General features: G+C 70.1%; 18 protein-coding genes and 1 pseudogene. 16 read left to right on the plus strand and 3 right to left on the minus strand.

Translation table 11 applies throughout. The features are described from left to right. Window positions 1–143: 143 nt before the first annotated feature. On the minus strand, window positions 144–1,403 hold the full coding sequence (locus ABZY89_RS21890; protein ID WP_355230580.1) for an NAD(P)/FAD-dependent oxidoreductase: 1,260 nt from the start codon (window positions 1,401–1,403) through the stop codon (window positions 144–146). Window positions 1,404–1,571: 168 nt separating this feature from the next. On the opposite strand from ABZY89_RS21890, the gene ABZY89_RS21895 reads away from it, so the two are divergent. The 5 genes from ABZY89_RS21895 to ABZY89_RS21915 are packed head-to-tail and all read left to right on the plus strand — an operon-like array spanning window position 1,572 to window position 6,216. Continuing rightward, window positions 1,572–2,024: a RidA family protein gene (locus ABZY89_RS21895; RefSeq protein WP_186349213.1), complete on the plus strand. Its 453-nt coding sequence runs from the start codon at window positions 1,572–1,574 to the stop codon at window positions 2,022–2,024. Then, a complete protein-coding gene (locus tag ABZY89_RS21900; protein WP_355016913.1) occupies window positions 2,021–2,689 on the plus strand; it encodes a DUF1028 domain-containing protein in 669 nt (222 codons plus the stop codon). The genes ABZY89_RS21895 and ABZY89_RS21900 overlap by 4 nt, the downstream gene beginning before the upstream one ends. Before the next feature lie 4 nt (window positions 2,690–2,693). Then, window positions 2,694–3,833: a M20 family metallopeptidase gene (locus ABZY89_RS21905; RefSeq protein WP_355230582.1), complete on the plus strand. Its 1,140-nt coding sequence runs from the start codon at window positions 2,694–2,696 to the stop codon at window positions 3,831–3,833. Further along, window positions 3,830–5,278, plus strand: a complete 1,449-nt coding sequence (locus ABZY89_RS21910; protein WP_355230584.1) for an aspartate ammonia-lyase — start codon at window positions 3,830–3,832, stop codon at window positions 5,276–5,278. Before ABZY89_RS21905 ends, ABZY89_RS21910 begins: the two co-directional genes overlap by 4 nt. Window positions 5,279–5,298: 20 nt before the next feature. Further along, window positions 5,299–6,216: a LysR family transcriptional regulator gene (locus tag ABZY89_RS21915; protein ID WP_355230585.1), complete on the plus strand. Its 918-nt coding sequence runs from the start codon at window positions 5,299–5,301 to the stop codon at window positions 6,214–6,216. Window positions 6,217–6,249: 33 nt separating this feature from the next. Here ABZY89_RS21915 and ABZY89_RS21920 read toward each other — a convergent pair whose 3' ends face one another. After that, window positions 6,250–7,641, minus strand: coding sequence for a cytosine permease (locus ABZY89_RS21920; protein ID WP_355230586.1), 1,392 nt, complete (start codon window positions 7,639–7,641; stop codon window positions 6,250–6,252). A 206-nt stretch (window positions 7,642–7,847) separates the two neighbouring features. On the opposite strand from ABZY89_RS21920, the gene ABZY89_RS21925 reads away from it, so the two are divergent. The 10 genes and pseudogenes from ABZY89_RS21925 to ABZY89_RS21970 all read left to right on the plus strand — a co-directional run bounded on the left by ABZY89_RS21925 (window position 7,848) and on the right by ABZY89_RS21970 (window position 19,882). After that, window positions 7,848–8,852 (plus strand): iron ABC transporter substrate-binding protein, encoded by a 1,005-nt coding sequence (locus ABZY89_RS21925; protein WP_355230588.1) that lies wholly within the window; start codon window positions 7,848–7,850, stop codon window positions 8,850–8,852. A 5-nt stretch (window positions 8,853–8,857) separates the two neighbouring features. Continuing rightward, complete coding sequence (locus tag ABZY89_RS21930; protein ID WP_355230589.1) at window positions 8,858–10,399, plus strand: iron ABC transporter permease; 1,542 nt, start codon at window positions 8,858–8,860, stop codon at window positions 10,397–10,399. Beyond that, complete coding sequence (locus tag ABZY89_RS21935) at window positions 10,396–11,433, plus strand: ABC transporter ATP-binding protein (protein WP_355230591.1); 1,038 nt, start codon at window positions 10,396–10,398, stop codon at window positions 11,431–11,433. Before ABZY89_RS21930 ends, ABZY89_RS21935 begins: the two co-directional genes overlap by 4 nt. Then, window positions 11,430–13,871, plus strand: a complete 2,442-nt coding sequence (locus ABZY89_RS21940; RefSeq protein WP_355230593.1) for a non-ribosomal peptide synthetase — start codon at window positions 11,430–11,432, stop codon at window positions 13,869–13,871. The genes ABZY89_RS21935 and ABZY89_RS21940 overlap by 4 nt, the downstream gene beginning before the upstream one ends. Then, window positions 13,868–14,344, plus strand: a pseudogene (locus ABZY89_RS21945) (O-acetyl-ADP-ribose deacetylase); the annotation flags it as partial. The gene ABZY89_RS21940 and the pseudogene ABZY89_RS21945, both read left to right, overlap by 4 nt. Window positions 14,345–14,416: 72 nt before the next feature. Further along, entirely contained in the window at window positions 14,417–14,800 is a 384-nt protein-coding gene (locus tag ABZY89_RS21950) for a DUF6508 domain-containing protein (RefSeq protein WP_355230672.1), read from the plus strand. Between the two features lie 39 nt (window positions 14,801–14,839). Next, window positions 14,840–16,144 carry a hypothetical protein gene (locus tag ABZY89_RS21955; RefSeq protein WP_355230595.1) on the plus strand — a complete coding sequence of 435 codons (1,305 nt, stop codon included), beginning with the start codon at window positions 14,840–14,842 and terminating at the stop codon, window positions 16,142–16,144. Between the two features lie 393 nt (window positions 16,145–16,537). After that, a complete protein-coding gene (locus ABZY89_RS21960) occupies window positions 16,538–17,812 on the plus strand; it encodes a DUF222 domain-containing protein (RefSeq protein WP_355230597.1) in 1,275 nt (424 codons plus the stop codon). 55 nt (window positions 17,813–17,867) lie between these two features. Continuing rightward, window positions 17,868–18,491, plus strand: a complete 624-nt coding sequence (locus ABZY89_RS21965; protein WP_355230599.1) for a flavin reductase family protein — start codon at window positions 17,868–17,870, stop codon at window positions 18,489–18,491. Window positions 18,492–18,622: 131 nt separating this feature from the next. Then, the gene (locus tag ABZY89_RS21970) at window positions 18,623–19,882 is read left to right on the plus strand and encodes a PHB depolymerase family esterase (RefSeq protein ID WP_355230601.1); all 1,260 of its coding nucleotides are present in this window, start codon (window positions 18,623–18,625) and stop codon (window positions 19,880–19,882) included. 4 nt (window positions 19,883–19,886) lie between these two features. Here the strand turns inward: ABZY89_RS21970 and ABZY89_RS21975 are convergent, their stop codons facing one another. Then, on the minus strand, window positions 19,887–22,124 hold the full coding sequence (locus ABZY89_RS21975) for an MMPL family transporter (protein WP_355230603.1): 2,238 nt from the start codon (window positions 22,122–22,124) through the stop codon (window positions 19,887–19,889). Between the two features lie 86 nt (window positions 22,125–22,210). Here ABZY89_RS21975 and ABZY89_RS21980 point away from each other — a divergent pair, with 86 nt between their 5' ends. Then, a complete protein-coding gene (locus tag ABZY89_RS21980; RefSeq protein WP_355230605.1) occupies window positions 22,211–22,828 on the plus strand; it encodes a TetR/AcrR family transcriptional regulator in 618 nt (205 codons plus the stop codon). Window positions 22,829–22,900 lie beyond the last annotated feature (72 nt).

Consider the following 22,900-nt stretch of genomic DNA (forward strand, 5'->3'; position numbering starts at 1 on the left):
CCAGCCGCCGGTGAGCTCCACCGGCTTCTCGGTGACTCGTCGCTGACCGACCCGGCTGGCGATCTCGGCCAGCCCGAACACACCCAGCGCGACCGAACCCCTGTCGACCTCCCCGTCGTAGGTTCGGGATCACGCCATCCGAATCAGCCGCGCGCCTGACGGTCGTATGCCGCGTAGCTCCGCTGCGTAGCGATGTGGCCGGCGACGTGCTTGGCGTCGTGCCATACGCCCCAGATGAAGCTCGAGCCGCGGCGGGAGAGCCAGGGGAGGCCGACGAAGTAGACGCCGGGCTCGGTGGAGACGCCTCGGCGGTGGGCCGGGCGGCCGTTCTTGTCGAGCGCGTCGACCTGGAGCCAGCCGTAGTCGGTCGCGAAGCCGGTCGCCCAGATCACCGTGGTGATGCCGGCCTCGGCCAGGTCCAGGGAGAGCAGGGGCGTGGTCGCAGCTGAAGGGCTGGGGCCGAGGTCGCGGGCCGAGGGCTCCTCGGGCAGGTCGATGCCGTTGCGGGTGACGTACTCGTCGGCGGCGTCGAGGAGGGCGAGGTAGTTGGCGTCGCCTTGGGCGATGTTCTCGGCCAGGTCCTCGCGGAAGGTGAGCGTGCCGGCGTCGTAGGTGTCGGTCATGCCGACGAGCTGGATCCCGCTCGCCTCGAGGGATCGGAAGTCGACGGTGTGGCCGCCGCGCGCGCCGCTGACGGCAATGGTGACGTGCTCCGCGCCGGCCGCCGGGGTCTCCAGGTCCCAGAGACCGAGGACGCCGAGCCACCAGCAGAAGTCGCGGCCGCGGTAGCTGCGCGGGGGACGGTCGTGCGGACCGACCGAGAGGTGGACCTGGCGGCCGGAGCGCTGCAGCTCGTCGGCGATCTGGACGCCGGAGGAGCCGGCGCCGACGACGAGGACGTTGCCTTCGGGAAGCTGGTCGGGGTTGCGGTAGTCGCTCGAGTGCATCTGCACGGCGACCGCGCCGTCGGGGACGATCGGCGGGTAGACCGGCCGCTGGAACGGGCCGGTCGCAGCGACGACGTACCGCGCGTCGATGACGCCGTCGGAGGTCTCGACCCGGAAGCCCGGCCGGCCCTGGTTGCGGGTCACCGAGGTGACCTCGACACCGGTCCTGATCGGGGCGGCGATCTTCTCGGCGTACGCCTCGAAGTAGGCGGCGACCTGGTCCTTGGTGGCGAACGCTTCCGCGTCGACGTCCTGGAACTCCAGGCCCGGGAACCGGTCGTGCCAGGCCGGGCCGTTGGCGACGAGCGAGTCCCAGCGCATCGTGCGCCACCGCTCCGCGATCCGGTCACGCTCCAGCACGAGATGGGGGACGCCGTTGTCGCTCAGGTGCTCGCTCATCGCCACGCCGGCCTGACCGGCGCCGACGACGAGGACCTCGATCTGTTCGTTGGACATACTCAGATCCTGAGCCGCCGCGTTGCCCGTGTCCAACAGATGTTGTTGGCCTTACCCATCGGATCGACCGATGCAATCCCAGCCTGCGCCACTGCATCTGTTTCATTGGTGATAGTCCTTGGAAACATCTGTTGGACACATGCTCTCTGACGAGGTGGACTGGTCGTCGTGGAGACCAACAAACCCAGCAGCATCGTCGTCGGCGGGCACACCCGGATCCGCCCGTTCAACACCAGCGTCACCTACCCGGAGCAGAACCTCGACAACGACCTGTGCCAGGCCGTCGTCGCGGGCAACACGGTCTACGTACGCGGTCAGATCGGGCAGGACCTGGACACCAGCGAGTCGGTCGGCATCGGCGACGTCGAGGCGCAGACCGAGCAGGCGATGGCCAACATCAAGATGCTGCTCGAGGAGGCCGGTGCCGAGATGGAGCACCTGGTCAAGCTCACCATCTACATCGTCGACCCGCGCTACCGCGAGACCGTCTACCGGACGATCGGCCGCTGGACGAAGGGCGTGCACCCGATCTCCACCGGCATCGTGATCTCCGCCCTGGCCCGCCCGGAGTGGCTGGTCGAGGTCGACGCGATCGCGGTCATTCCCGAGGTGGCGAAGTGACCTTCTCCGTCCTCGCCACCGACGGCAAGGGGGCCGTCGGCATCGCCGTCACCTCCTCCAGCCCGGCTGTCGCCGCGCGCTGCATCCACCTGCGTCCCGGCGTCGGCGGCGCCTCGTCGCAGAACATCACCGACCCGCGCCTGGGCACCGAGCTGCTCGACGCGCTCGCCTCGGGGCTCGACGCCCGGGCCGCGCTCGCGTCGGTCACCCAGGGCCGCGAGCACATCGACCACCGCCAGCTGACCGTGCTCGGCCTCGACGGCGCCGGTGCGGCGTACAGCGGGTCCGGGTCGCTCGGTATCCACCACCACGCCGTCGCGCCACAGGTGGTCGCCGCAGGCAACCTGCTGGCCGGCACCGAGGTTGTCGACGCCGTCGTCGCCGGCTTCGAGGCCGCGACCGGGGACCTCGAGGAGCGGCTGCTGGCCGCCCTCGAGGCCGGGCTGGCCGCCGGCGGCGAGGCCGGACCGCTGCACTCGGCGGGCCTCTCGGTCGTACGCGACGTCGCCTGGCGGGTCACCGACCTCCGCGTCGACTGGAGCGAGCGCCCGGTCGAGGAGCTCCGCGACCTGCTGAAGGTCTGGATGCCGCAGCGTGACGACTACGTGACCCGCGGCCTCGACCCCACCGTCGCCCCGTCCTACGGCGTGCCCGGGGACGAGTGAGTCGATGACCACTTCGAAGCAGTACGCCGCGACCACCGTCAGCAGCGACGCCGAGCGCCTCATCAGGCTCTCCGAGCAGCTGCACGCGAACCCCGAGACCGGCTGGGAGGAGCACAGCTCCTCGCGCTGGGTCGCGGAGTCCCTCGAGGAGGCCGGATTCACCGTCACCCCGGCCTACCTCGGTCTGGAGACAGCCTTTCTGGCGACCTTCGGCAGCGGCCCGTTCCGCCTCGGCCTGTGCGCCGAGTACGACGCCCTCCCCGGCCTCGGCCACGCCTGCGGCCACAACCTGATCTCCGCGATCACCGTCGGCGCGGCCCGCGCGCTCGCCCCGCTGGCCGACGCCGCAGGGCTCACGATCGAGGTCTACGGCACCCCTGCCGAGGAGGGCGGTGGCGGCAAGATCGAGCTGCTCGAGCGTGGCGCCTTCGCCGGGCTGGACCTGGCCATGATGGCCCACCCGGCTCCCGTCGATGTCGCCGAGGCCGAACCGTTCGCGGTGTCCCACTCGCACGTCGAGTACCGCGGCAAGGCGGCCCACGCGGCCGCCTATCCCGAGCAGGGCGTCAACGCCGCCGACGCCTTCACCATCGCCCAGGTCGCGATCGGCCTGCTCCGCCAGCAGCTGCCGCCGACCGTGCGGGTGCACGGCGTGATGACCAACGGGGGAGAGGCGCCCAACGCCATCCCCGCGCGGACCGAGGGCCGCTGGTACGTCCGCGCCGAGAGCCTCGCCCAGCTCGCCGAGACGGAGGAGAAGGTCTGGCGCTGCTTCGAGGCCGGTGCCCTCGCCACCGGCGCGAAGCTCACCGTCGAACCGGAGAGCAAGCCGTACGCCGAGTTCCGCACCTTCGCGCCCGCGCTGGCGGCGTACCGGCGCAATGCCGAGGAGATCGGCCGGGTCTTCGACCCAGGAACCCCCGCTCGCCGGATGAACCGCGCCTCCACCGACATGGGCAACGTCTCCCAGGTCGTGAACGCGATCCACCCCTACGTCGGCATCAACTCCGGGACCGCCCTCAACCACCAGCCCGAGTTCGCCGCGCACTGCGTCGGCGGGGACGCCGAGAAGGCGCTCCTCGATGCCGCCACCGCGCTGGCCTGGACCGCGCTCGACGTCGCCGAGGAGGCGACCGCACGATGACCACCGTCGACGCCCCGCCGACCCGCACCGAGCACGACTCCCTCGGCGCGTTCGAGGTCCCGGCGACCGCCTACTGGGGTGTTCACACCGCCCGCGCGCTGCGGAACTTCCCGGTCAGCGGCACGACGGTCGGGAGCCACCGCTCGCTCGTCGCGGCCCTCGGTGCGGTCAAGCTCGCCGCCGTCCGCGCCAACCACGAGCTTGGGCTGCTCGACGACCGTCGCCACGACGCCATCGCCGCCGCCGCGCAGGAGGTCCGCGACGGCGACCTCGACGACCAGTTCGTCGTCGACGTGATCCAGGGCGGCGCCGGCACCTCGACCAACATGAACGCCAACGAGGTCGTCGCCAACCGGGCGCTCGAGATCCTCGGGCTGCCGTTCGGCAGCTACGACGAGATCCACCCGCTGGACCACGTGAACCGCTGCCAGTCGACCAACGACGTCTACCCGACCGCCGTCCGGCTCGCCCTGGTCGGCGCGATCGATCGCCTGGTCGAGTCCACCGAGGCCCTCGCCGACTCGTTCGCCCGCAAGGCGGCCGAGTTCCGCGCGGTCCCCAAGATCGGACGTACGCAGCTCCAGGACGCCGTCCCGATGACGGTCGGTCAGGAGCTCGGCGCCTTCGCGATCACGCTGCGCGAGGAGCTGGCCCGGCTGGCCGACTCGCGGGTGCTGCTGTGCGAGATCAACCTCGGCGCCACGGCGATCGGCACCGGGATCACCGCCCACCCCGACTACCGGCGGCTCGCCGTCCGGCACCTCGCCGAGATCACCGGACTTCCGGTGGTCGGCGCGGGCGACCTCGTCGAGGCGACCAGCGACACCGGCGCGTTCGTGCAGGTCTCCAGCGTGCTGAAGCGGATCGTCGTCAAGGCCTCCAAGATCTGCAACGACCTCCGGCTGCTCAGCTCCGGCCCGCAGGCCGGGCTCGGCGAGCTCCGGCTCCCCGCCCGCCAGGCCGGGTCGAGCATCATGCCCGGCAAGGTCAACCCGGTCATCCCGGAGATGGTCAACCAGGTCGCCTTCTGGGTGATCGGCAACGACCTGACCGTCACCATGGCGGCCGAGGGCGGCCAGCTCCAGCTCAACGCGTTCGAGCCGGTGATGGCACACGGCCTGCTCCAGGGCTTCACCTGGACCGCCGCCGCCTTCGACTCGCTGCGGGAGCTGTGCGTCGACGGGATCACCGTCGACGCCGCCAAGCTCGCCGCCGCTGCCGCCGGCAACGCCGGCCTCGCCACCGCCCTGACCCCGCTGCTCGGCTACGCGCGCTCCGCCGAGATCGCCAAGGCCGCGTTGAGCGGTGCGGGCGACGTACGGGACCTGGCTCTTGCCGCCGGTGGGCTCGACCCGGTCGTGCTCGACGCGCTGCTGCGTCCCGAGACGCTCGCGAACCTCGACCCAACCGGCGCCGACAGCGTCAACGGGGCCAAACGAGAGTGACTTCGGGCAGGATGGCTCGCATGGCCGAGCCGTCCTTCACCCTGACCCAGCTGCGCTACTTCGCCGCGGCTGCGGAGCTGGGCAGCATGACCGCCGCGTCGCGGCAGCTCGTGGTCTCGCAGTCGGCCGTCTCGACGGCCGTCGCCCAGCTCGAGAAGGAGCTGGGCGTCCAGCTGTTGCTGCGCCACCACGCGCGCGGGCTGACCCTGACGGCCGCCGGCGAGGAGTTCTACCGCGAGCTGCGCAGCTACCTCGTGCACACCAGCGAGCTGGTCGAAGTGGCGCGCTCCGCCGGCCAGGCGCTCGTCGGCGACCTCGCCATCGGCTGCTTCACCACCCTGGGCCCCTTCGAGCTGCCCCGGCTGCTGGCCGCCTGCGAGCAGGACCATCCCGGCATCCACGTCTCCGTCGTCGAGGACGAGCACGCCGCGCTCAAGCACGCGCTGCGCTCGGGCAGCTGCGAGCTGGCGCTCATGTACGGCTACGACCTCGACGACGACATCGACCACGTCCAGGTCGGCCTCGCGGCGCCGTACGTCCTCATCGGCAAGGGCCACCGGCTGGCTCGCCGCAAGAAGGTCGCGCTCGCCGAGCTCGAGGAGGAGCCGATGGTGCTCCTGGACCTGCCGCACAGCGGCCAGTACTTCGAGCGGCTCGTCGAGTCGGCCGGCTTCCGCCCGCGGATCCGCCACCGCAGCGCCGGCTTCGAGACCGTCCGGGCGATGGTCGCCAACGGCCAGGGATGGTCGGTCCTCAACCAGCGTCCGGCCAGCGACACGACGTACGACGGTGCGCAGATCGTGACCCTCGAGATCACCGACGAGGTCGAGCCCCTCGAGGTCGTGCTGGCCTCGATGAAGGGCGTACGCCTCACCGCCCGCGCCCAGGCGTTCGTCCGCTCCTCGGGCCGGGCAGCACGACGGCGGGAAGGCCGCTGACGCGACCTCCCCGCCGTGGGAGTGCTCGGTGCCTCAGGCGTGCGAGGCGAGCGCCAGCTCGCTCGGTGCGAGCTTGCGGCCGCGCGCCAGCAGGTAGTAGATCGGCGCGGTCGCGACCAGGCCGATGATCCAGCTCAGGTCGGCGCCGTTGAGCCTGTCCGCGACCGGCCCGGTGTAGAGCGGCGTCGCCATGAACGGGATCTGGACGACGATGCCGATCACGTAGGCGAGGATCGCCTGGCCGTTGAAGCGGCCGTAGATGCCGCCGTCGGCCGCGAAGATCGAGTCGAGGTCGTAGTTGCCGCGGTGGATCAGGTAGAAGTCGATCAGGTTGATCGCGGTCCACGGGACCAGCACGACGAGCAGCGCGAGCACGATGTCGACGAAGTGTGAGATGAAGTTGCCGGAGACGCCGATGGCGAAGTACGTCGAGGCGGCCATCACCACCAGCGAGAGCACCACGCGGCTGCGGGCGGTCGGGATCCAGCTGGCGACGAACGTCTGCACGCAGGTGATGACCGAGAGCACGGTGCCGTAGAGGTTGAGCGCGTTGTGGCTGATCACCGAGAGCAGGAACAGGATGAGCAGCGGCGTACCGAACGCGCCGGTGGTGTCGCGCACCCCGGTCATGACCTCGACGCCCGGCTTCATCGCCAGCGCCACGATCGCGCCGAAGACGAACGGCAGGATCGAGCCGAGGGTGCAGCCGAGGTAGGTGGCGGTGAAGGTCGCCTTCACCCCGACGCTCGCCGGCAGGTAGCGGGAGTAGTCCGAGACGTACGGCGCGAACGCGATCTGCCACAGAGCACCCAGCGAGACCGTCGCGAGGAACCCGGCGGTGCTGTAGCCACCCTGCGTCCAGAAGCCCGCGGGCACGCCGGAGACGAAGATCGCGACGGTGCCGAGCACGATCCCGATGCCGAGGACCCAGGTGGCGACCTTGTTGAGCGAGTGGATCACCTTGTAGCCGATCACGGCGATCAGGCCCGAGCCGAGCGCCCCCAGGACGATGCCCGCCTCGACCGGGATCGGGTCGGCGATGCCGTGCAGCGACTGGCCGGCGAGGACGATGTTGGAGGCGAAGAAGGCCAGGTACATGACCGCCGCGATCACCACGACGATCAGTGCCCCGTAGGAGCCGAACTGGCCGCGGCTCTGGATCATCTGCGGGATGCCCATCTGCGGGCCCTGGGCCGAGTGCAGTGCCATGAAGACACCGCCCACGAGGTGGCCGACCACGATGGCGACCACGCACCAGAACAGATCGAGGCCGAAGACGGTGACGCCGGCGGCACCGGTGACGACGGGCAGGGGCGCGATGTTGGTCCCGAACCACAGGGTGAAGAGGTCGCGCACCTTGCCATGGCGGTCCTCGGGTGGGACGTAGCCGATGGTGTGCTTCTCGACGACTGGCTGGTCAGACATGGTCATTCTCCAAAGGGTGTGAGGCGCCCCACCATGGTCGTGACTCGGCAGTTCCTCTGGCAAACGAATCCTTTTGGCGCAGAGCATCGGCAAAACCGATGCACGTCCGGATCAAGATCAAACGCGAACCAAAAGCGCCACATTCCCGTGCTCGCCTTCTTAGGTAAACCTTCCTAAGGTGAGGCTTACCAATTGAAAGGACGGCCGTGAAGCCTATCTCAGCTGTTGTGGTCTCGGTCTCTGTCGCCCTCCTCGGAGCGACGCTCACCTCGTGCTCCTCCGGCGACGCGCTCGTCGTCTACAACGCTCAGCACGAGCAGCTCATGGAGGAGCTGGTGCCGGCGTTCGAGAAGGAGACGGGGATCGACGTCGAACTGCGCAACGGCAAGGACCTCGAGCTCGCCGCACAGCTGGTCGCGGAGGGCGAGAAGTCGCCCGCCGACGTCTTCCTCACCGAGAACTCCCCGGCGATGGCCGCGGTCGAGCGTGAGGGCCTGCTGGCCACCCTGCCGGACGACGTGACCGCGCCGATCCCGCAGCAGTACCGTCCGGAGAGCAATGCCTGGACCGGGTTCGTGGCCCGCTCCACCGTTCTCGTCTACAACACCGACCAGATCACCGAGGCCGAGCTGCCGGCCTCGCTGCTCGACCTGGCCGAGCCGGAGTGGAAGGGCAAGATCTCCTTCTCGCCGACCGGCGCCGACTTCCAGGCGATCGTCGCCGGCGTCCTGGCCCTCGAGGGCGAGGCGGCCACGAAGGCATGGCTCGAGGGGATCAAGGCCAACGGCACCGTCTACGACGGCAACAACGTCGTGCTGGAGTCGGTCAACGCGGGCGAGGTGCCGGTGGGGATCATCTACCACTACTACTGGTACCGCGACCAGGCCGAGTCCGGCGAGGTCAGCGACAGCTCCGAGCTCCACTTCTTCGGTAACCAGGACCCCGGCGCCTTCGTGAGCGTCTCCGGTGCGGGCGTGCTGGCCTCGGCCGAGCACAAGACGGATGCCGAGGAGTTCATCGGCTATCTCACCGGCAAGACCGGGCAGCAGGGGCTGGCCGACAGCTACGCGCTGGAGTACCCGCTGAACCCCGCGGTGCAGCTCGACCCGCCGGTCAAGCCCTTCTCCGAGCTCGATCCGCCCGCCGTCTCGGTCTCCGAGCTCGACAGCGACGCCGTGGTCGAGATGATGACGGAAGTCGGGTTCCTCTGAGCAGCGTGCATCTCGGCACGTTTCCGGCCGCCTCCTCAGGAAGGTGGCTGATGCCGGCGGTGGCCGGCGCGATCGCCGCCGTCTGTCTGCTCCCGGTGGCGTACGTCGTGTGGTCGACCGCCTCGCTGGGGCCGGCGGAGGCGTACGACTTCCTGGTCCGGCCGCGCATCGGTGAGCTGCTGTGGAACACCGGCCGGCTGCTCGTCGGCGGGGTACTGCTCTCCGTCGTCTTCGGGGTCAGCGGGGCATGGGTGGTCGAGCGGACCTCCCTGCCTCTGGCCGGCTGGTGGCACGGAGCGCTGTGCGCGCCGCTGGCCATCCCGGCCTTCGTGAACGGCTATGCCTGGGTCGCCACGACCCACGCGGTCCAGTCCTATCTCGGGGCCGTGCTGGTCGTCTCGCTCTCCTACTATCCGCTGGTCTACCTGCCCGCGGTGGCGGCGCTGCGACGCCTCGACCCGTCGCTGGAGGAGGTCGCCGCTTCCCTCGGGCGGCGGCCACGGGAGGTGTTCCTCCGCGTGGTCCTGCCTACCGTCGCACCGGCGGTGCTCGGTGGTGCGCTGCTGGTGGGGCTGCACCTGCTGGCCGAGTACGGCGCGCTCCAGCTGCTCAACTACCCGACCCTCACGACCGCGATCCTGCAGCAGTACGGCGCCGCCTTCAACGGTCCGGCAGCCACCCTGCTGGCTGGCGTGCTGCTGCTCGCCTGTCTCGGGCTGCTGGCCCTGGAGATGCTGATCCGCGGTCCTGTCCGGCGCGCCCGCGTCGGGAGCGGCACCGCCCGCCCTTCCCCCCGGCTGCGGCTCGGGCGGGGGACCGCGCCGGTGGTCGTCGCCCTCGGGATCTTCGTCGCGCTGGCCGTCGGTCTGCCGGCCGCGAGCCTGGTGCGCTGGTTGGTCCGGGGTGCCTCGGCCGAGCTCGACCTGAGCCGCCTGCTGCCTGCCGCCGGCACCAGCATCGCGCTGGCCGCGGTCGCCGGAGTCGTCGCGACGGCCGCCGCGGTGCCGGTCGTCTGGCAGGCCGTCCGCCGTCGGACGAGCTGGTCGCTGGGCGTCGAGCGGGTCGCGTACGTCACCAGCGCGCTGCCCGGTGTGGTGGTCGCGCTCGCCCTGGTCACCGTCGCCATCGGCTGGGTGCCCGGGCTCTACCAGACGCTGCCGCTGCTGGTGGCGGCGTACGTCATCCTGTTCCTGCCACGCGCGCTCGTCGCCGTGCGCGGGGTGCTGGAGCTGGTGCCGCCGCGGCTGGAGGAGGTCGCGCTCAGCCTGGGGCTGAGCCGGGCCGCCGCGATGCGCCGGGTGACCTTGCCGCTGCTCCTGCCCGGGCTGGCGACGGCGACCGCGATGGTCGCGCTCGCGGTCTCCACGGAGCTGACTGCGACGCTGCTGCTGGCCCCGATCGGGACCACGACGCTGGCCACGGAGTTCTGGAGCGAGGCGTCCTCGGTCGCGTACGGCGCCGCGGCGCCCTATGCGCTGGCGCTGGTGCTCCTCGCGATGCCGGCGACGATCCTGCTGGGTCGCTCGTCGAGAGGGGAGGCCCGATGAACGCGGCGTTGGAGATCAGTGGGCTGCGGGCCGGACACGGTCGGCGCGAGGTGCTCGACGGGCTCGACCTGACCGTCGAGGGCGGCGTGACCGCCGTCCTCGGTGCCTCGGGCTGCGGCAAGACCACGCTGCTGCGGTGCGTGGCGGGGTTCATGACGCCGACCGCGGGGGAGATCAGGATCGGTGGCCGCTCGGTCGCCGGGCTGGCGCCGCGCCGCCGCGGGATCGGGTACGTCCCGCAGGAGGGCGCCCTCTTCCCGCATCTCGACGTCGGCGGCAACATCGCCTTCGGGCTGCGCCGGAACGTGGGCCGTGCCGAGCGGCAGGACCGTGTCGCCGAGCTGCTCCGGCTGCTCGAGCTGCCGGCCGAGCTGGCCGATCGGCATCCCCACGAGCTCTCCGGCGGCCAGCAGCAGCGCGTCGCCGTGGCTCGCGCGCTCGCGCCCCGGCCGCACCTGGTGCTCCTCGACGAGCCCTTCTCCTCGCTCGACGCGGGGCTGCGCGAGGAGTCCGGGCGTGCGGTCGTGCGGGCGCTGCGTACGGCCGGCGCGGCAGCGCTGCTGGTCACCCACGACCAGGGCGAGGCGCTCTCGCTGGCCGACCAGGTGGCCGTGATGGCCGCCGGGCGCTTCCTGCAGGTCGGCTCGGCGGTGGACGTCTACCTGACCCCTGAGCATCCCGGGGTCGCGGCCTTCCTCGGCTCGGCGACGCTGCTTGCCGGTGAGGTGGGCGGCGACGGGCGGGTCGACTCGCCGCTCGGCGAGGTCGCGCTCACCACGCCGCGGCCCGCCGGGGCGGTGACGCTGGTCGTCCGCGCGGAGCAGGTGCAGGTCTCGGCCGACGCCACCTCCGGCACCAAGGGCGTCGTCGAGGAGGTCTCCTTCTTCGGCCACGACGCCACCATCCGGGTGCGGCTGAGCGATGACGTACGCGTCACCGCCCGGGTCCCGGGCACCGGGATCCCCGACATCGGAGCCACGGTCGCGCTCGAGGTCGTCGGGCCGCTGGTCGGCTACGCCGGGGACGCGCGATGAGCTCGACCTTCGCGACCGGTGCGCACCTGCTCCGGAACGGGCGGCCCGGGGACCCGGCGGTCATCACCGACGAGACGACGCTGACCTACGCGGAGCTGGAGCAGGCGGTGATGGACCGGGCGGCTGCCTATGGTCCCCACGGGGTCGTGCTGCTCGAGGCGGGCAACGACCTGGACTCGGTGATCGGCTACCTGGCCGCCCTCGCCGCTCGTCGGCCGGTGCTGCTGACGCCGCCGGGTGGTGATCATGCCGAGCTGCGGACGCGCTACCGGGCGGCGTTCGACGGCCGGGCAGATCTCCATCCCGACCTCGCGCTGCTGCTGTCGACCTCGGGGTCGACCGGGTCGCCGAAGCTGGTCCGGCTCTCCCGGGACAACCTGACCGCCAATGCGGCCAGCATCGCGGCGTACCTCGGGCTCACCTCCGCCGACCGGGCGATGAGCTCGCTGCCGCTGCACTACTGCTACGGCCTCTCGGTCCTCAACTCCCACCTGAGCGTGGGAGCCGCGGTGATCCTCACCGACCTCTCGGTCGCCGACGAGTGCTTCTGGGACGTCGCGGCGCGTCACGGCGCCACCTCGTTCGCCGGCGTTCCCTACACCTTCGACGTGCTCGACACCTCGGGGTTCGCCGACCGCTCGTTGCCGTCGCTGCGCTACATCACCCAGGCCGGCGGCAAGATGCCGGCCGAGACCGTCCGTCGCTACGCCGCGCTGGGGGAGTCGCGTGGGTGGGACCTGGTCGTGATGTACGGCCAGACCGAGGCCACCGCCCGGATGGCCTACCTCCCACCCGCCCTCGCCGCGAGCCGGCCCGAGGCGATCGGCATCCCGATCCCGGGCGGGCACTTCCGCCTCGATCCCGTCGACGGTCCCGTAGGCGAGCTGGTCTACACCGGGCCGAACGTGATGATGGGGTACGCCGAGAGCGTCGCCGACCTCGCCCGCGGACCCGAGCTCACCGAGCTCCGCACCGGCGACCTGGCCCGTCAGGCCGACGACGGGCTGTGGGAGATCACCGGCCGGCGCAGCCGGTTCGGCAAGATCCTCGGACTGCGCGTCGACCTCGACCGGATCGAGTCCGAGCTCGGGTCTGCGCGTGCCGTCGCTCCGGGTGGCCGGCTGCACCTGTACACCGACGATCCTGGGTCCGCCGACCGGTTGCCGGAGCTCGTGGACGGAATCGTGGCCCTGCCGCGCGCTGCGGTCCAGGTCCACCGGATCGATGAGGTGCCGCGTACGCCGAACGGCAAGGTCGACTACGCCACCCTCAACGCCTGGGCCAGCGTGGCGGACGCGGCCGGGCCACCAGATGCGGGGCTGGCGGAGGGTGCGGACGCCGAGGCGCTGCGTTCGGTCTATGCCACGGTGCTGCGGCGTCCCGATGCGACGGTGGCCGACAGCTTCGTCTCGCTCGGCGGCGACTCGCTCTCCTTCGTCGAGATCGCCACCCAGCTCGGCGAGCGGCTCGGCACCCTGCCCTCGGGCTGGCAGCACCGGAGCATCGCCGAGCTCGCCGCGAGCGCGCGGAGCCCGCGGCGCTGGCTGCGGCCCGTCGAGATCCCGGTGCTGCTGCGCGCGGTGGCCATCGTCGCGATCGTGGGCAGCCATGCGGACGTGTGGACCCTGCTCGGCGGCGCGCACATCCTGCTCGCGGTGGCCGGGTTCAACCTCGCCCGCTTCGGGCTCACCGCTCCCACCCGGACCCTGCGCGCGCGCCGCCTGCTCCGGGGCGCTGCCGCGGTCGCGCTCCCGGCGGGGCTCTGGGTGGCCGCGGTGGCTCTGGTCAGCGACCGCTACCACTGGCCGACCGCACTCGGGCTCAACCAGGCGCTGGGCAGCGACGAGTGGACCCGCGACTGGCAGCTGTGGTTCCTGGAGGTCATCACCTGGTCCTTCGCCGGTCTCGCCCTCCTGCTGCTGGTGCCCGTCCTCGATCGGTGGCAGCGGCGCCACCGGTTCGGTGCGGCTGTCGTGGTGGTGGGTGCGACCCTCGCGGTGCGGTATCTGTGGGTCGGCATCGAAGCCGGCGTGACCGAGCGCTACACGATCGGCTGCGTCCTGTGGTGCCTCGCGCTGGGCTGGGCGGCGGCCGAGGCACAGCGGCCCTGGCAGCGTGTGCTCGTCGCGGTCACGGTCGTGGTCGCGACGTACGGCTTCTTCGGTGACCCCGTCCGGGAGGCCACGGTCGCCCTCGGCATCCTCGTCCTGCTGGTCCCGTGGCCGCCTCTGCTGCCCTGGCCGCTGGCCCGGCTCGCCGCCGTGCTCGCCGCGGCGTCGCTGTGGATCTACCTCGTCCACTGGCAGATCTATCCGGGTCTCGAGGCCGCCGGGCTGGGGTGGCTGGGCGTCCTCGCCTCCATCGCGGCCGGCGTCGCCGCCGCCCTCGGCCCGGCGGCCTGGGTCGCCCGAGCCCGGGTGGCTAGATTGACCGCGTGAGGATCACGGTCGTACGCGGGGACATCACCGAACAACAGGTCGACGCGGTCGTGAACGCCGCCAACTCCTCGCTGCTGGGCGGGGGAGGGGTGGACGGGGCGATCCACCGGCGCGGCGGCCCGGCGATCCTCGAGGAGTGCCGGCGGCTGCGGGCCGGACATCTCGGCGGCGGTCTACCTGTGGGGCAGGCGGTCGCGACGACCGCCGGCGACCTTTCTGCGAGGTGGGTGATCCACACGGTCGGGCCGGTCTACACCGACGGCCAGGACAACAGTGCCCCGCTGACCTCGTGTTTCCGTGAGTCGCTCCGGGTGGCCGACGAGCTCGGGGCGCACACGGTTGCGTTCCCGGCGATCTCGACCGGCGTCTACCGCTACCCGCTCGAGGAGGCCGCGTACGTCTCCCTGTGGACCCTCGCCCGGACCCCGACCTCTGTCGACGAGGTGCGTGTCGTGCTCTTCGACCAGAAGGCGTACGACACCTTCGACCGCGCCCGCGAGGCCCTCGATCCTTCCGATGCCCAGGTCGAGGCTGAGCTGCGGAGCGTGCCGGAGTCGAGGTGGCGTGAGGCCTTCGAGGCCGCCGATGCGCTGACCGCTGAGGACCGTGACTTCGCCTGGGGTGGCGGGCAGAAGACCGAGAGCGGCGCGATCCAGATGCCGTATCCCGCCTACAGCGACCAAGTCCGTCAGCTCTATCGCTCGCTCCCTGGTGCTTCTATCGACTGGATGAAATGGATGCGCGGCAACCCGCATCTCTCCGACCCCTCGCTGCTCGCTGCCGCGCCGGTCGCGGACGCTGCTCGGCTCGCTACGGTCTACGTTCGTGGTGAGCGGTTCAACGACGGTGTCTTCGGGCGTGCACTTCAGGACGGGGCCATCGACGCGATCGTCGCTCGGTTGCGTACGTGGTCCGAGAGCGAGCGCTGAGCAGCGATGACCCATATCTCGGGACCGAAGGGAAGCTTTGTGAGCACTCGCACTGTCGTCATGGCGCTCGCCATCGCGCTGATGGCGTCGTCGTGCGCGGCCAACCGGGGCGACCAGCTGGCCGATGAGCTGAGCGAGCGGCTCGAGGGTGTCGATGGCATCGTGCGGGTGGAGGTCGGGGGCAACAACGTGCTGCCGTTTGCGGGTGACGCCAGCGGAACCATCGTCCTGGAGGACGGGATCAGCACGGCGCGGGCCGCTGAGATCGCCGCGATCCTCGAGCCCTACGTGTCCGGGGAGAGTCCCGACTACGAGCTCACTCTCGGGATAGACCGCGTCGATCTCCAGGTGAGCCCATCGGAGGAGAGCAACGCGAGCGGGTTGCGGTTGCTCGACGAGGTGCGGCAGCGCACCGATCTGGGCAGCGCGACGATCGCCTACGGTGCCGGGTCACAGGCCTGTGTCGTCGAGGCGCAGGCGAGTACGGATCCGGTGGCTGTCTATGAGGGCCTGGTTGCGCTCCGGGCCGCGACGCCGGGCTGTGAGCGCGCCGGTGTGCTAGTGGCCCACGGAAAGGATCAGAGCGTCACCGACGCGGCCGACTACTGGGAGCACGTCGACACGTTGCCTGAAGCGGTTTCGATGACGGACCCGATCGCTGGCCTCCGCGAGATCCGGGATCGGCTCGACGTCGTGAGCTATGCGATCAGGCCGGGCTCGCTGGTGCTGGAGATGAGTCGCGGCGAGGATGTGGTTGCGGCCGACGAGCTCGCGCGCCAGACGCCCGGTCAACGCGTCAGCGTCAGCGGCGGCAAGATCAACGCTTGGAGCCGGGACGTCCCCGCTGCTCAGCTCGTCCTCGATCTCGCTGCGCTCTCGTCGGTGGGGTCGGTCAGCAGCGATGCTCGCGGTCTCCAGATCGGTGGCGTCGAGCTGGACGATGTCGTCGCCATCCATCAGCAGGTTGCACGGGAGCCCGAGGCCGCCGGTCTCAGCCGGATCTCGATATCCGGCACCGTCGCCGGGGATGAGCGATACCAGATTGCCGGACCCCCGGACGTGGTCGCTGAGCGGGTTGCTGCGGCTCCGCGGCTGGCTGCGTACGCGCCGTTCGCTTTGGCTGATGACGACCTCTCGGTGACCGTGGCCGTCGATGAGGTGCCCGACATGGTTCGGGTGATCAAGCCGCTCGCTGGTTTCGGGACGCTGGTCACCGTCCGTGACGACCAGGGGCGGGAGGTCACCTTCCGCAGCGCCGGAGACAAAATCGAGGTGTCCGACGCGGAACGGCGCGAGGAGGTTCGGGCTTTGCTGGACGCGATCTGGAGGGCTTGGGAAGGGTGATCGGGCGCTTGCTCCGGACTTTCTTCGGGGTTGGGGTGGGCCGCCGACCCGTTCTTGGAGGATCTTCTCGATCCGATCCGGCGTCAAGGACGGGCCTTCGGCCCGCCGGCTTCGCCGGCCGCTTCGCGGTCCTGGACTCCGGACCAGATCGAGAAAAGATTTGGCTGGCTATCGGGGCGGCGGCCGGGGTGTGGCGCGGAGATAATCTTGCGCGTTCGGGTTGGCGTTGATGGGGCGTGAGGGTGGCCCTTCGGGCCACTTACCATCCACAGATGCGAGGCCGTTCGCTCACCGCGAAAACGGTGGTTGACCAGGGAAAATAGATGGCCAGAGCCGGGCGGGCGGCGTAGAATCGGACCCATCACAGCACACCTCTGAAAGGGGAGGACGGCGATGAGTCTCGGCCGCTCGATCGACCACTGGGGCACCAACCCCGGCGACGCGATCGACGCTGCGTTGAAGGCCATCGAGACCGCCCTCCAAGAGCTGCTGGCCACCGACCCCGCCTACTGGCGCACGGGCCAGAAGAAGGACCTGCTGGAGCGGTTGGAGAAGCTCCAGGCCCAGCAAGCCGCGTTGAAACTGCGGGTGCTCGCGTCTGCCAGCGATATCGCCGAGGAGACCGGCGCCAAAGACGCCTCCGCGTGGATGCGCGCTGAGCTACTGGTCGACAAGGCCACCGCGCGGTCGCAGATCAAGCTCGCAACTGGTGTCGCGAAGTACGACCTCGTCGCCGCCGGTCTCGCCGACGGTGTCGTATCTGAGGACAAGGCGAAGGTGATCACCAAGGCGCTCGACAAGATCGAGACCGACCCGGTCGCCAGTGCCGAGGACCTGGTCCTGGCCGAGAAGCTGCTGGTCGACTACGCCACCCACCTGACCTCCAACGAACTCCACATCGTCGGCATGCGGATCCTGGCCGAGGTTGACCCGGTCCGCTTCGAAGACGCCGAAGCCAAAGCACTGTTGGCTGAGGAAGAGCGTGCCCAGCAGAAGACCGCGTTGCGGGTGTGGGACAACCACGACGGGACCGTTGGGTTCGATGGTGTGTTGCCGGTCTCGATCGGGATGAGGTTCAAGCGGCTGGTCGAGGCTTGGGCTCAACCCCGCAAGCAGCAACTCGTCGGCAAGGGTGCGCCCTTGCCCCCGTGGGAGCGGCTCATGGGCCAGGGCTTCGCCCGGCTCCTGGAGACCATCGACCCGGCCTCGCTGCCTAGGCACGGCGGTGACGCCACCACCATCAACGTGGTGATCAGCCTCGAGGAGCTCCGCAAAGACCTCGGCATCGCCACCCTGGGCTACGACGAGAACAACGGCACCACCATCTCCGCGGCCGAGGCCCGGAGGATGGCGTGCAACGCCACCATCATCCCCTGGGTCCTCGGCGGCGACAGCGAAGTGCTCGACGCCGGCCGAGGCAGCAGGTTCTTCCAGCCCATCCAACGCAAAGCACTTCGGCTGCAGCAGAAGTGCTGCCAAGCCGAGGGCTGCGACATGCCGCCGGAATGGTGCGACGCGCATCATCTAGAACCCTGGGCCGCCGGCGGAAAAACAGATCTCAAAGACGGCGCATTGTTGTGTCCCCACCATCACCGCCTGGCGCACAACCCGGCGTACGTCCATGAGCGACTACCCGATGGCACGATTCGATTCACTCGCCGTCCCTGACTGCGTCGTCGGATACCCGCCGGAAGTCGCCGATTAGGCGTTCTAGTTTCGAGGCATGAGTACGCATGTCGACATCGATCCGGCCATCCTCTACTTCGGTACGCCGGTGGTATTGCTCTCCACTCTCAACGAGGACGGCACCACGAACCTGATGCCGATGTCGTCGGTCTTCTGGCTGGGACGTACGGCGGTCCTCGGGATCGGCGGGTCATCGCAGACGGCGCGCAACGTGAGGGAGCGGCCTGAGATCGTGCTCAACCTCCCCAGCGTCGACCTGGTCACCCAGGTCGACCGGCTCGCGCTGACCACGGGCAATGCGGCGATGTCGGCGGCGAAGGCCGAGCGCGGGTATGTGCACGTGTCCGACAAGTACGCGCACGCCGGGTTGACGGCGTACGGATCCGACACGGTGCTGCCGACGTCGGTGGCGGAATGCCCGGTGCACATCGAGGGGACGGTGGCGGCGCTCCACGAGCTCGGTGAGCCGAAGCTGCTCGCCGTCGAGGTCGCGGTGACCGCGGTGCGGGTCGCCCGGGAGCTGCGTCTCGATGGCCATGAGCACCGGATCGATCCTGATCGCTGGCGGCCGTTGGTGATGAGCTTTCAGCAGTTCTACGGGCTGGGGGAGCGGGTCCACCCGTCGCGGCTGGCGAGCATCGACGAGGAGCTCTACCGGTGACCGGCGCCGGATCGACACGTCCGTGCACCGGATTGTGGTCCGCGTCGACATAGACCTGTGGCGGGCGTCACATCTACGGTCGGTCTGCCTGCCGGGAGGCGGCGGGCTGGTCTCGCTCAGGAGGATCGGTCATGGGTCTCGGGTTTCGGATCTCGTCCAGGCTTCGGCAGCAACGGATCGGCGCCGCGCTCGCGGGCCTCGGCCTGGTGCTGGCCGCCGGAGCAGCCATCGCGGTAGCGCCACCCGTCGAACCCGCGGCCGCCGCCGGCACGTGGTCGGCGAGGACGGCGGGCGGGATGACGACCCAACTGTACGTTCCCAGCACCGCTCCGACGCTCGGCACCGGGCGTGCCCTCATGGTCAACCTGCACGGCTGCGTCCAGACCTCGGCCGCCCTGCGCGACGGCGGCAACTGGGCCGCGACCGCGGACGCCCGCGGGATGGTCGTGGCGGTCCCCGCGGCACCTAACGGCGGCGTACTCCTCGGCTGCTGGGACTACTACGACAGCAACCACTCCCGGACCTCGCCGGGGCGGCACGACGACAACCTCCTCCAGCTGGTCAGCGACCTGCTCGCCGATCCGGCCCTGGACATCGATCCCGACCAGGTCTATCTGTCCGGGCTGTCCTCGGGCGGCGGCGAGACGATGGTGATGGGCTGTCTCGCGCCCGACGTGTTCGCCGGGATCGGGATCAACGCCGGCCCTTCGGTCGGGACGACCTCGGGGCAGATCGGCTCGGTGGCGGTGACTCAGTCGCAGGTCACCAACACCTGCCGTACGTTCGCCGGCTCCGCCTCCTCGGGGTTCGGCAGCCAGCTCACCTCGGTGATCTACGGCTCCAACGATCCCACCGTCGCGCCCGGCTACAACACCCTGAACGCGCAGGTCATGGCCGGGATCTACGGCGCCGGGTCGCAGTCGTCGTTCTCGCTGTCGGGACTGGCCGGCAACAACACAGCCGGCTCCGGCACGCTGTGGTCGGACGGCACCGGTCCGCGCGTATCCCTGATCCAGAACACCGGGATGGGACACAACTGGCCGGCCGGTGGCGGCCCCGGTGGCTCGTACGTCACGACGAACTCGATCGACTACCCGGCGTACGTCACGGACTTCTTCTTCGACAACAACCGCCGCGTCGAGCGGGGCACCGAGCCGACCGACCCGCCGACGGAGGAGCCCACCGACCCGCCGACCGAGCCGGGCCTCTACTGCGGCTCGGCGACCAACGCCCAGCACGAGGCCGCCGGGCGCGCGCACTCCTACGGCACCAACCCCTACAACCCGTTCTACGCGAAGGTGTCGGAGGACTATCTGGGACAGGGCGACGCCACCGTGACGACCCTGCAGGAGTCGGCGGGCGGCCGCTTCGACGTGGTCACCGCCTGCTGACCGGTCACGACTCGCGGAGTCTGAGGCGGCCGAAGATGCGGTTCAGCCAGGGCGGCAGGTACCAGTTGGCGTTGCCGCCCAGGCGCATGGCCACCGGGACGAGGACACCGCGGATGATCGTGGCGTCGACGAGGATGGCTACGGCCGTACCGATGCCGATCATCTTCAGATACATGACCTCGCCGGAGGCGTAGACGGCGAAGGATGCCGCGAGAGTGACGGCGGCTGCCGTGATCAGTGGGGCGGAGCGTTGCAGGCCGAGTAGCACGGCTTGCCGATTGTCGCCGGTTCGGTCGTACTCCTCGCGGATGCGGGAGACCATGAACACCTCGTAGTCCATCGACAGCCCGTAGACGACGCAGAACATGAGTATCGGGAACGCGGGGTCGAGGGTGCCGATCGGGGTGAAGCCGAGGAGATCGGCGAACATCCCGTTCTGGAAGACGACGGTGAGCACCGCGAACATCACGGCGATGCTCACCATGTTCAGGAGCACTGCCTTCAGCGGGATCAGCAGGCTGCCGCTGAACAGGAACAGCAGCACGAACGTGACCATCAGGATCAAGACGCCGGCCAGCGGGAGCCGCTCCATCAGTGCGTCACGGAAGTCGACCAGCTCCGCCGGGTCACCCCCGACCACCTGCTCGGTGAAGGGGCTGTCCAGGGAACGCACCTGGTCGACGAGCTCGGACGGGACGCCGGCGTCGAGCGCAGCGCGTGACGGGACCACCTCGAGACGCTGCCCGCCGGCCTGGTCGAGGCGGTCGGGTGCAGCGGCGATGCGGGTGCCGTCGGCGAAGACCCCGGCGGGGGAGTTGACCTGCACGATCCCGTCCACGGTGGAGAGTTCGATCGCGTACTCGACGATGTCCTGGGGGCCCACGGCGGGGCCGGTATTGATGACCTGAAGAGCGTCGTTGGGTTCGGCCGAGAAACCTGCCCGCAGCTCGTCGTACGTGTCGCGTACGGAATGACCTGGAGGAAGCACGCGGTCGTCGGGCACTCCGATCTGCACCCCGGCAGCGGGCGCAGCGAGCGCGATCAGGCAGATCAGCGCGATCCCGCCCCAGGCGAGCGGACGATCCATCACCCGTTGCCCCAGCCGGTACCAGCGCCCGGACTCGATCGGCCTCGCGGCCGGCAGAGTGCGACCGCGCCGGGTCATTCGCGCGCCGATGACGGCGAGCGCGGCGGGCAGAACGACGATGGCACCGATGCCCGCCGCGAGGACGGTGAGGACGCCGGCCCATGCGAAGGATCGCAGGAAGTCGTACGGCAGGAAGAACAGCATCGACATCGCTGCCGCGACCGTCAGGCCGCTGAAGATCACCGTACGTCCGGCGGTGTCCAGGGTCTCGGCCAGAGCCTCCGGAACCGACCGCCCTGCGCCGAGGGCCTCGCGGAATCGGGAGATCACGAACAGGCTGTAGTCGACGCCCAAGCCGATGCCCATGACCAGGGTGATGTTCGCGGCGAACGAGGCTATCTCGGTCACGCCGGTCAGGGCGCGGAGTCCGGCCAGCGCGCCGACCACGGCGAAGACACCGACAGCGAGAGTGAGCAGCGCAAAGCTGAGCCGGCGGTAGATGATCAGCAGCAGTACGAACATCAGCGGAAGGATGATCAGCTCGGCGCGCACGAAGTCGAGCGCCGCCTGCTCGCTGATCTGAGTCGAGGCTGCCTCTCCGCCGGCCACGCGTACCTTGATCGCCTCACCGTCGACTGTGTAGGCGGGGATCAACTCGGCGATCACCTCGCGCGCACTCGTGGCGTCGCCGGCGACGTGGGCGAGAACGACCGCGGAGCCAGCGTCGTCGCTGCGCATGGAAGGGTCCCGTCCGTTCGACCAGTACGACCAGACCTCCGCCACTCGCGACTCATCGGCGAGGTCGGCGGAGACTGCCATGGCCTCCCGCTCGACCAAGGGATCATCGACCGATCCGCCGGTCGCCTCGACGAGCAGGATGACGTTCGCGGTGCCGGTGCCCAAGCGCTCGGTGAGCTCGTCCTGTGCTGCCACCGACTCGGTGCCGGGCACCTCCCAGCGAGACAGTACGAACGATGACATCGCCCCGGAGGCGATGAACCCGAGAACGAGCAACGCGCTGATCGCGATGCCGAGGATCCATCCGGGACGACGGGCGACAAGGCGGCCCAGCTTCGCCAGCCAGGTCGAGCGGAATGCCGGCGCGGTGGGGGTGGGGGCGGAGGTGGGGGTCAATTCGCGGATCGGCTCGACCATTGTCGCGCTCTCCCTGCTAGTTTTACGAGTAGGTGCTCGCGATAAATATACGAGCATCTACTCGTATATTTCAAGGAAGGGCGACGATGACCGATCCTGCGGCTCCGATCCGGACACGCCGCAAGCGGCAGGCGCGCGGGGAAGAGCGCATGCGCGAGATCGTGCGTGCAGCTGCGGTGGTCTTCGCCGAACGCGGACCGGATGGGGCGACGACGAACGCGATCGCGGCCGAGGCCGGGATCTCGCCGGGCTCGCTCTATCAGTTCTTCAGCAGCAAGGCCGACATCGCCCGCGTGCTCAGCGAGCACTACGCCGCAGAGCTTTCCGGTGTGCGCCAGACGATCATGGACGTCGGCAAGGAGGCGTCGATCGAGGCCTCGATCGACGCCGTGGTCGGTCCGCTGGTCGAGTTCAACCTCGCTCACCCCGGGTTCAAAGCCCTCTTCGCACGATCCGACCTTCCGGCCGACATGCGCGAGGCCGTCGCTCCGGTCCAGCAGGCCATGCACCAGACGGTCGCGACATTGATCGCACGGTTCATGACCGAGCGTGAGCCGGCAGATGTCGATCGCATCGCCACCGTCGCGATCCAGATCGTCCGCGGGATGATGCCGCTGATCACCGAGGCTCCCGACCCGGCAACCCGGGATGCGCTCACGGCCGAGCTCCGCACTGCGTTGGCCGGCTATCTCACTCGCGCCTGAACCCCACGTCGCGCAGACTCCGAGGCGAACTGTCCGGCGCGGCTGACGTAGGCTTCGTCTCCCGATCAGAAC

It is taken from the genome of Nocardioides sp. NPDC006303, from assembly GCF_040613175.1.
Taxonomy (GTDB): Bacteria; Actinomycetota; Actinomycetes; order Propionibacteriales; family Nocardioidaceae; genus Nocardioides.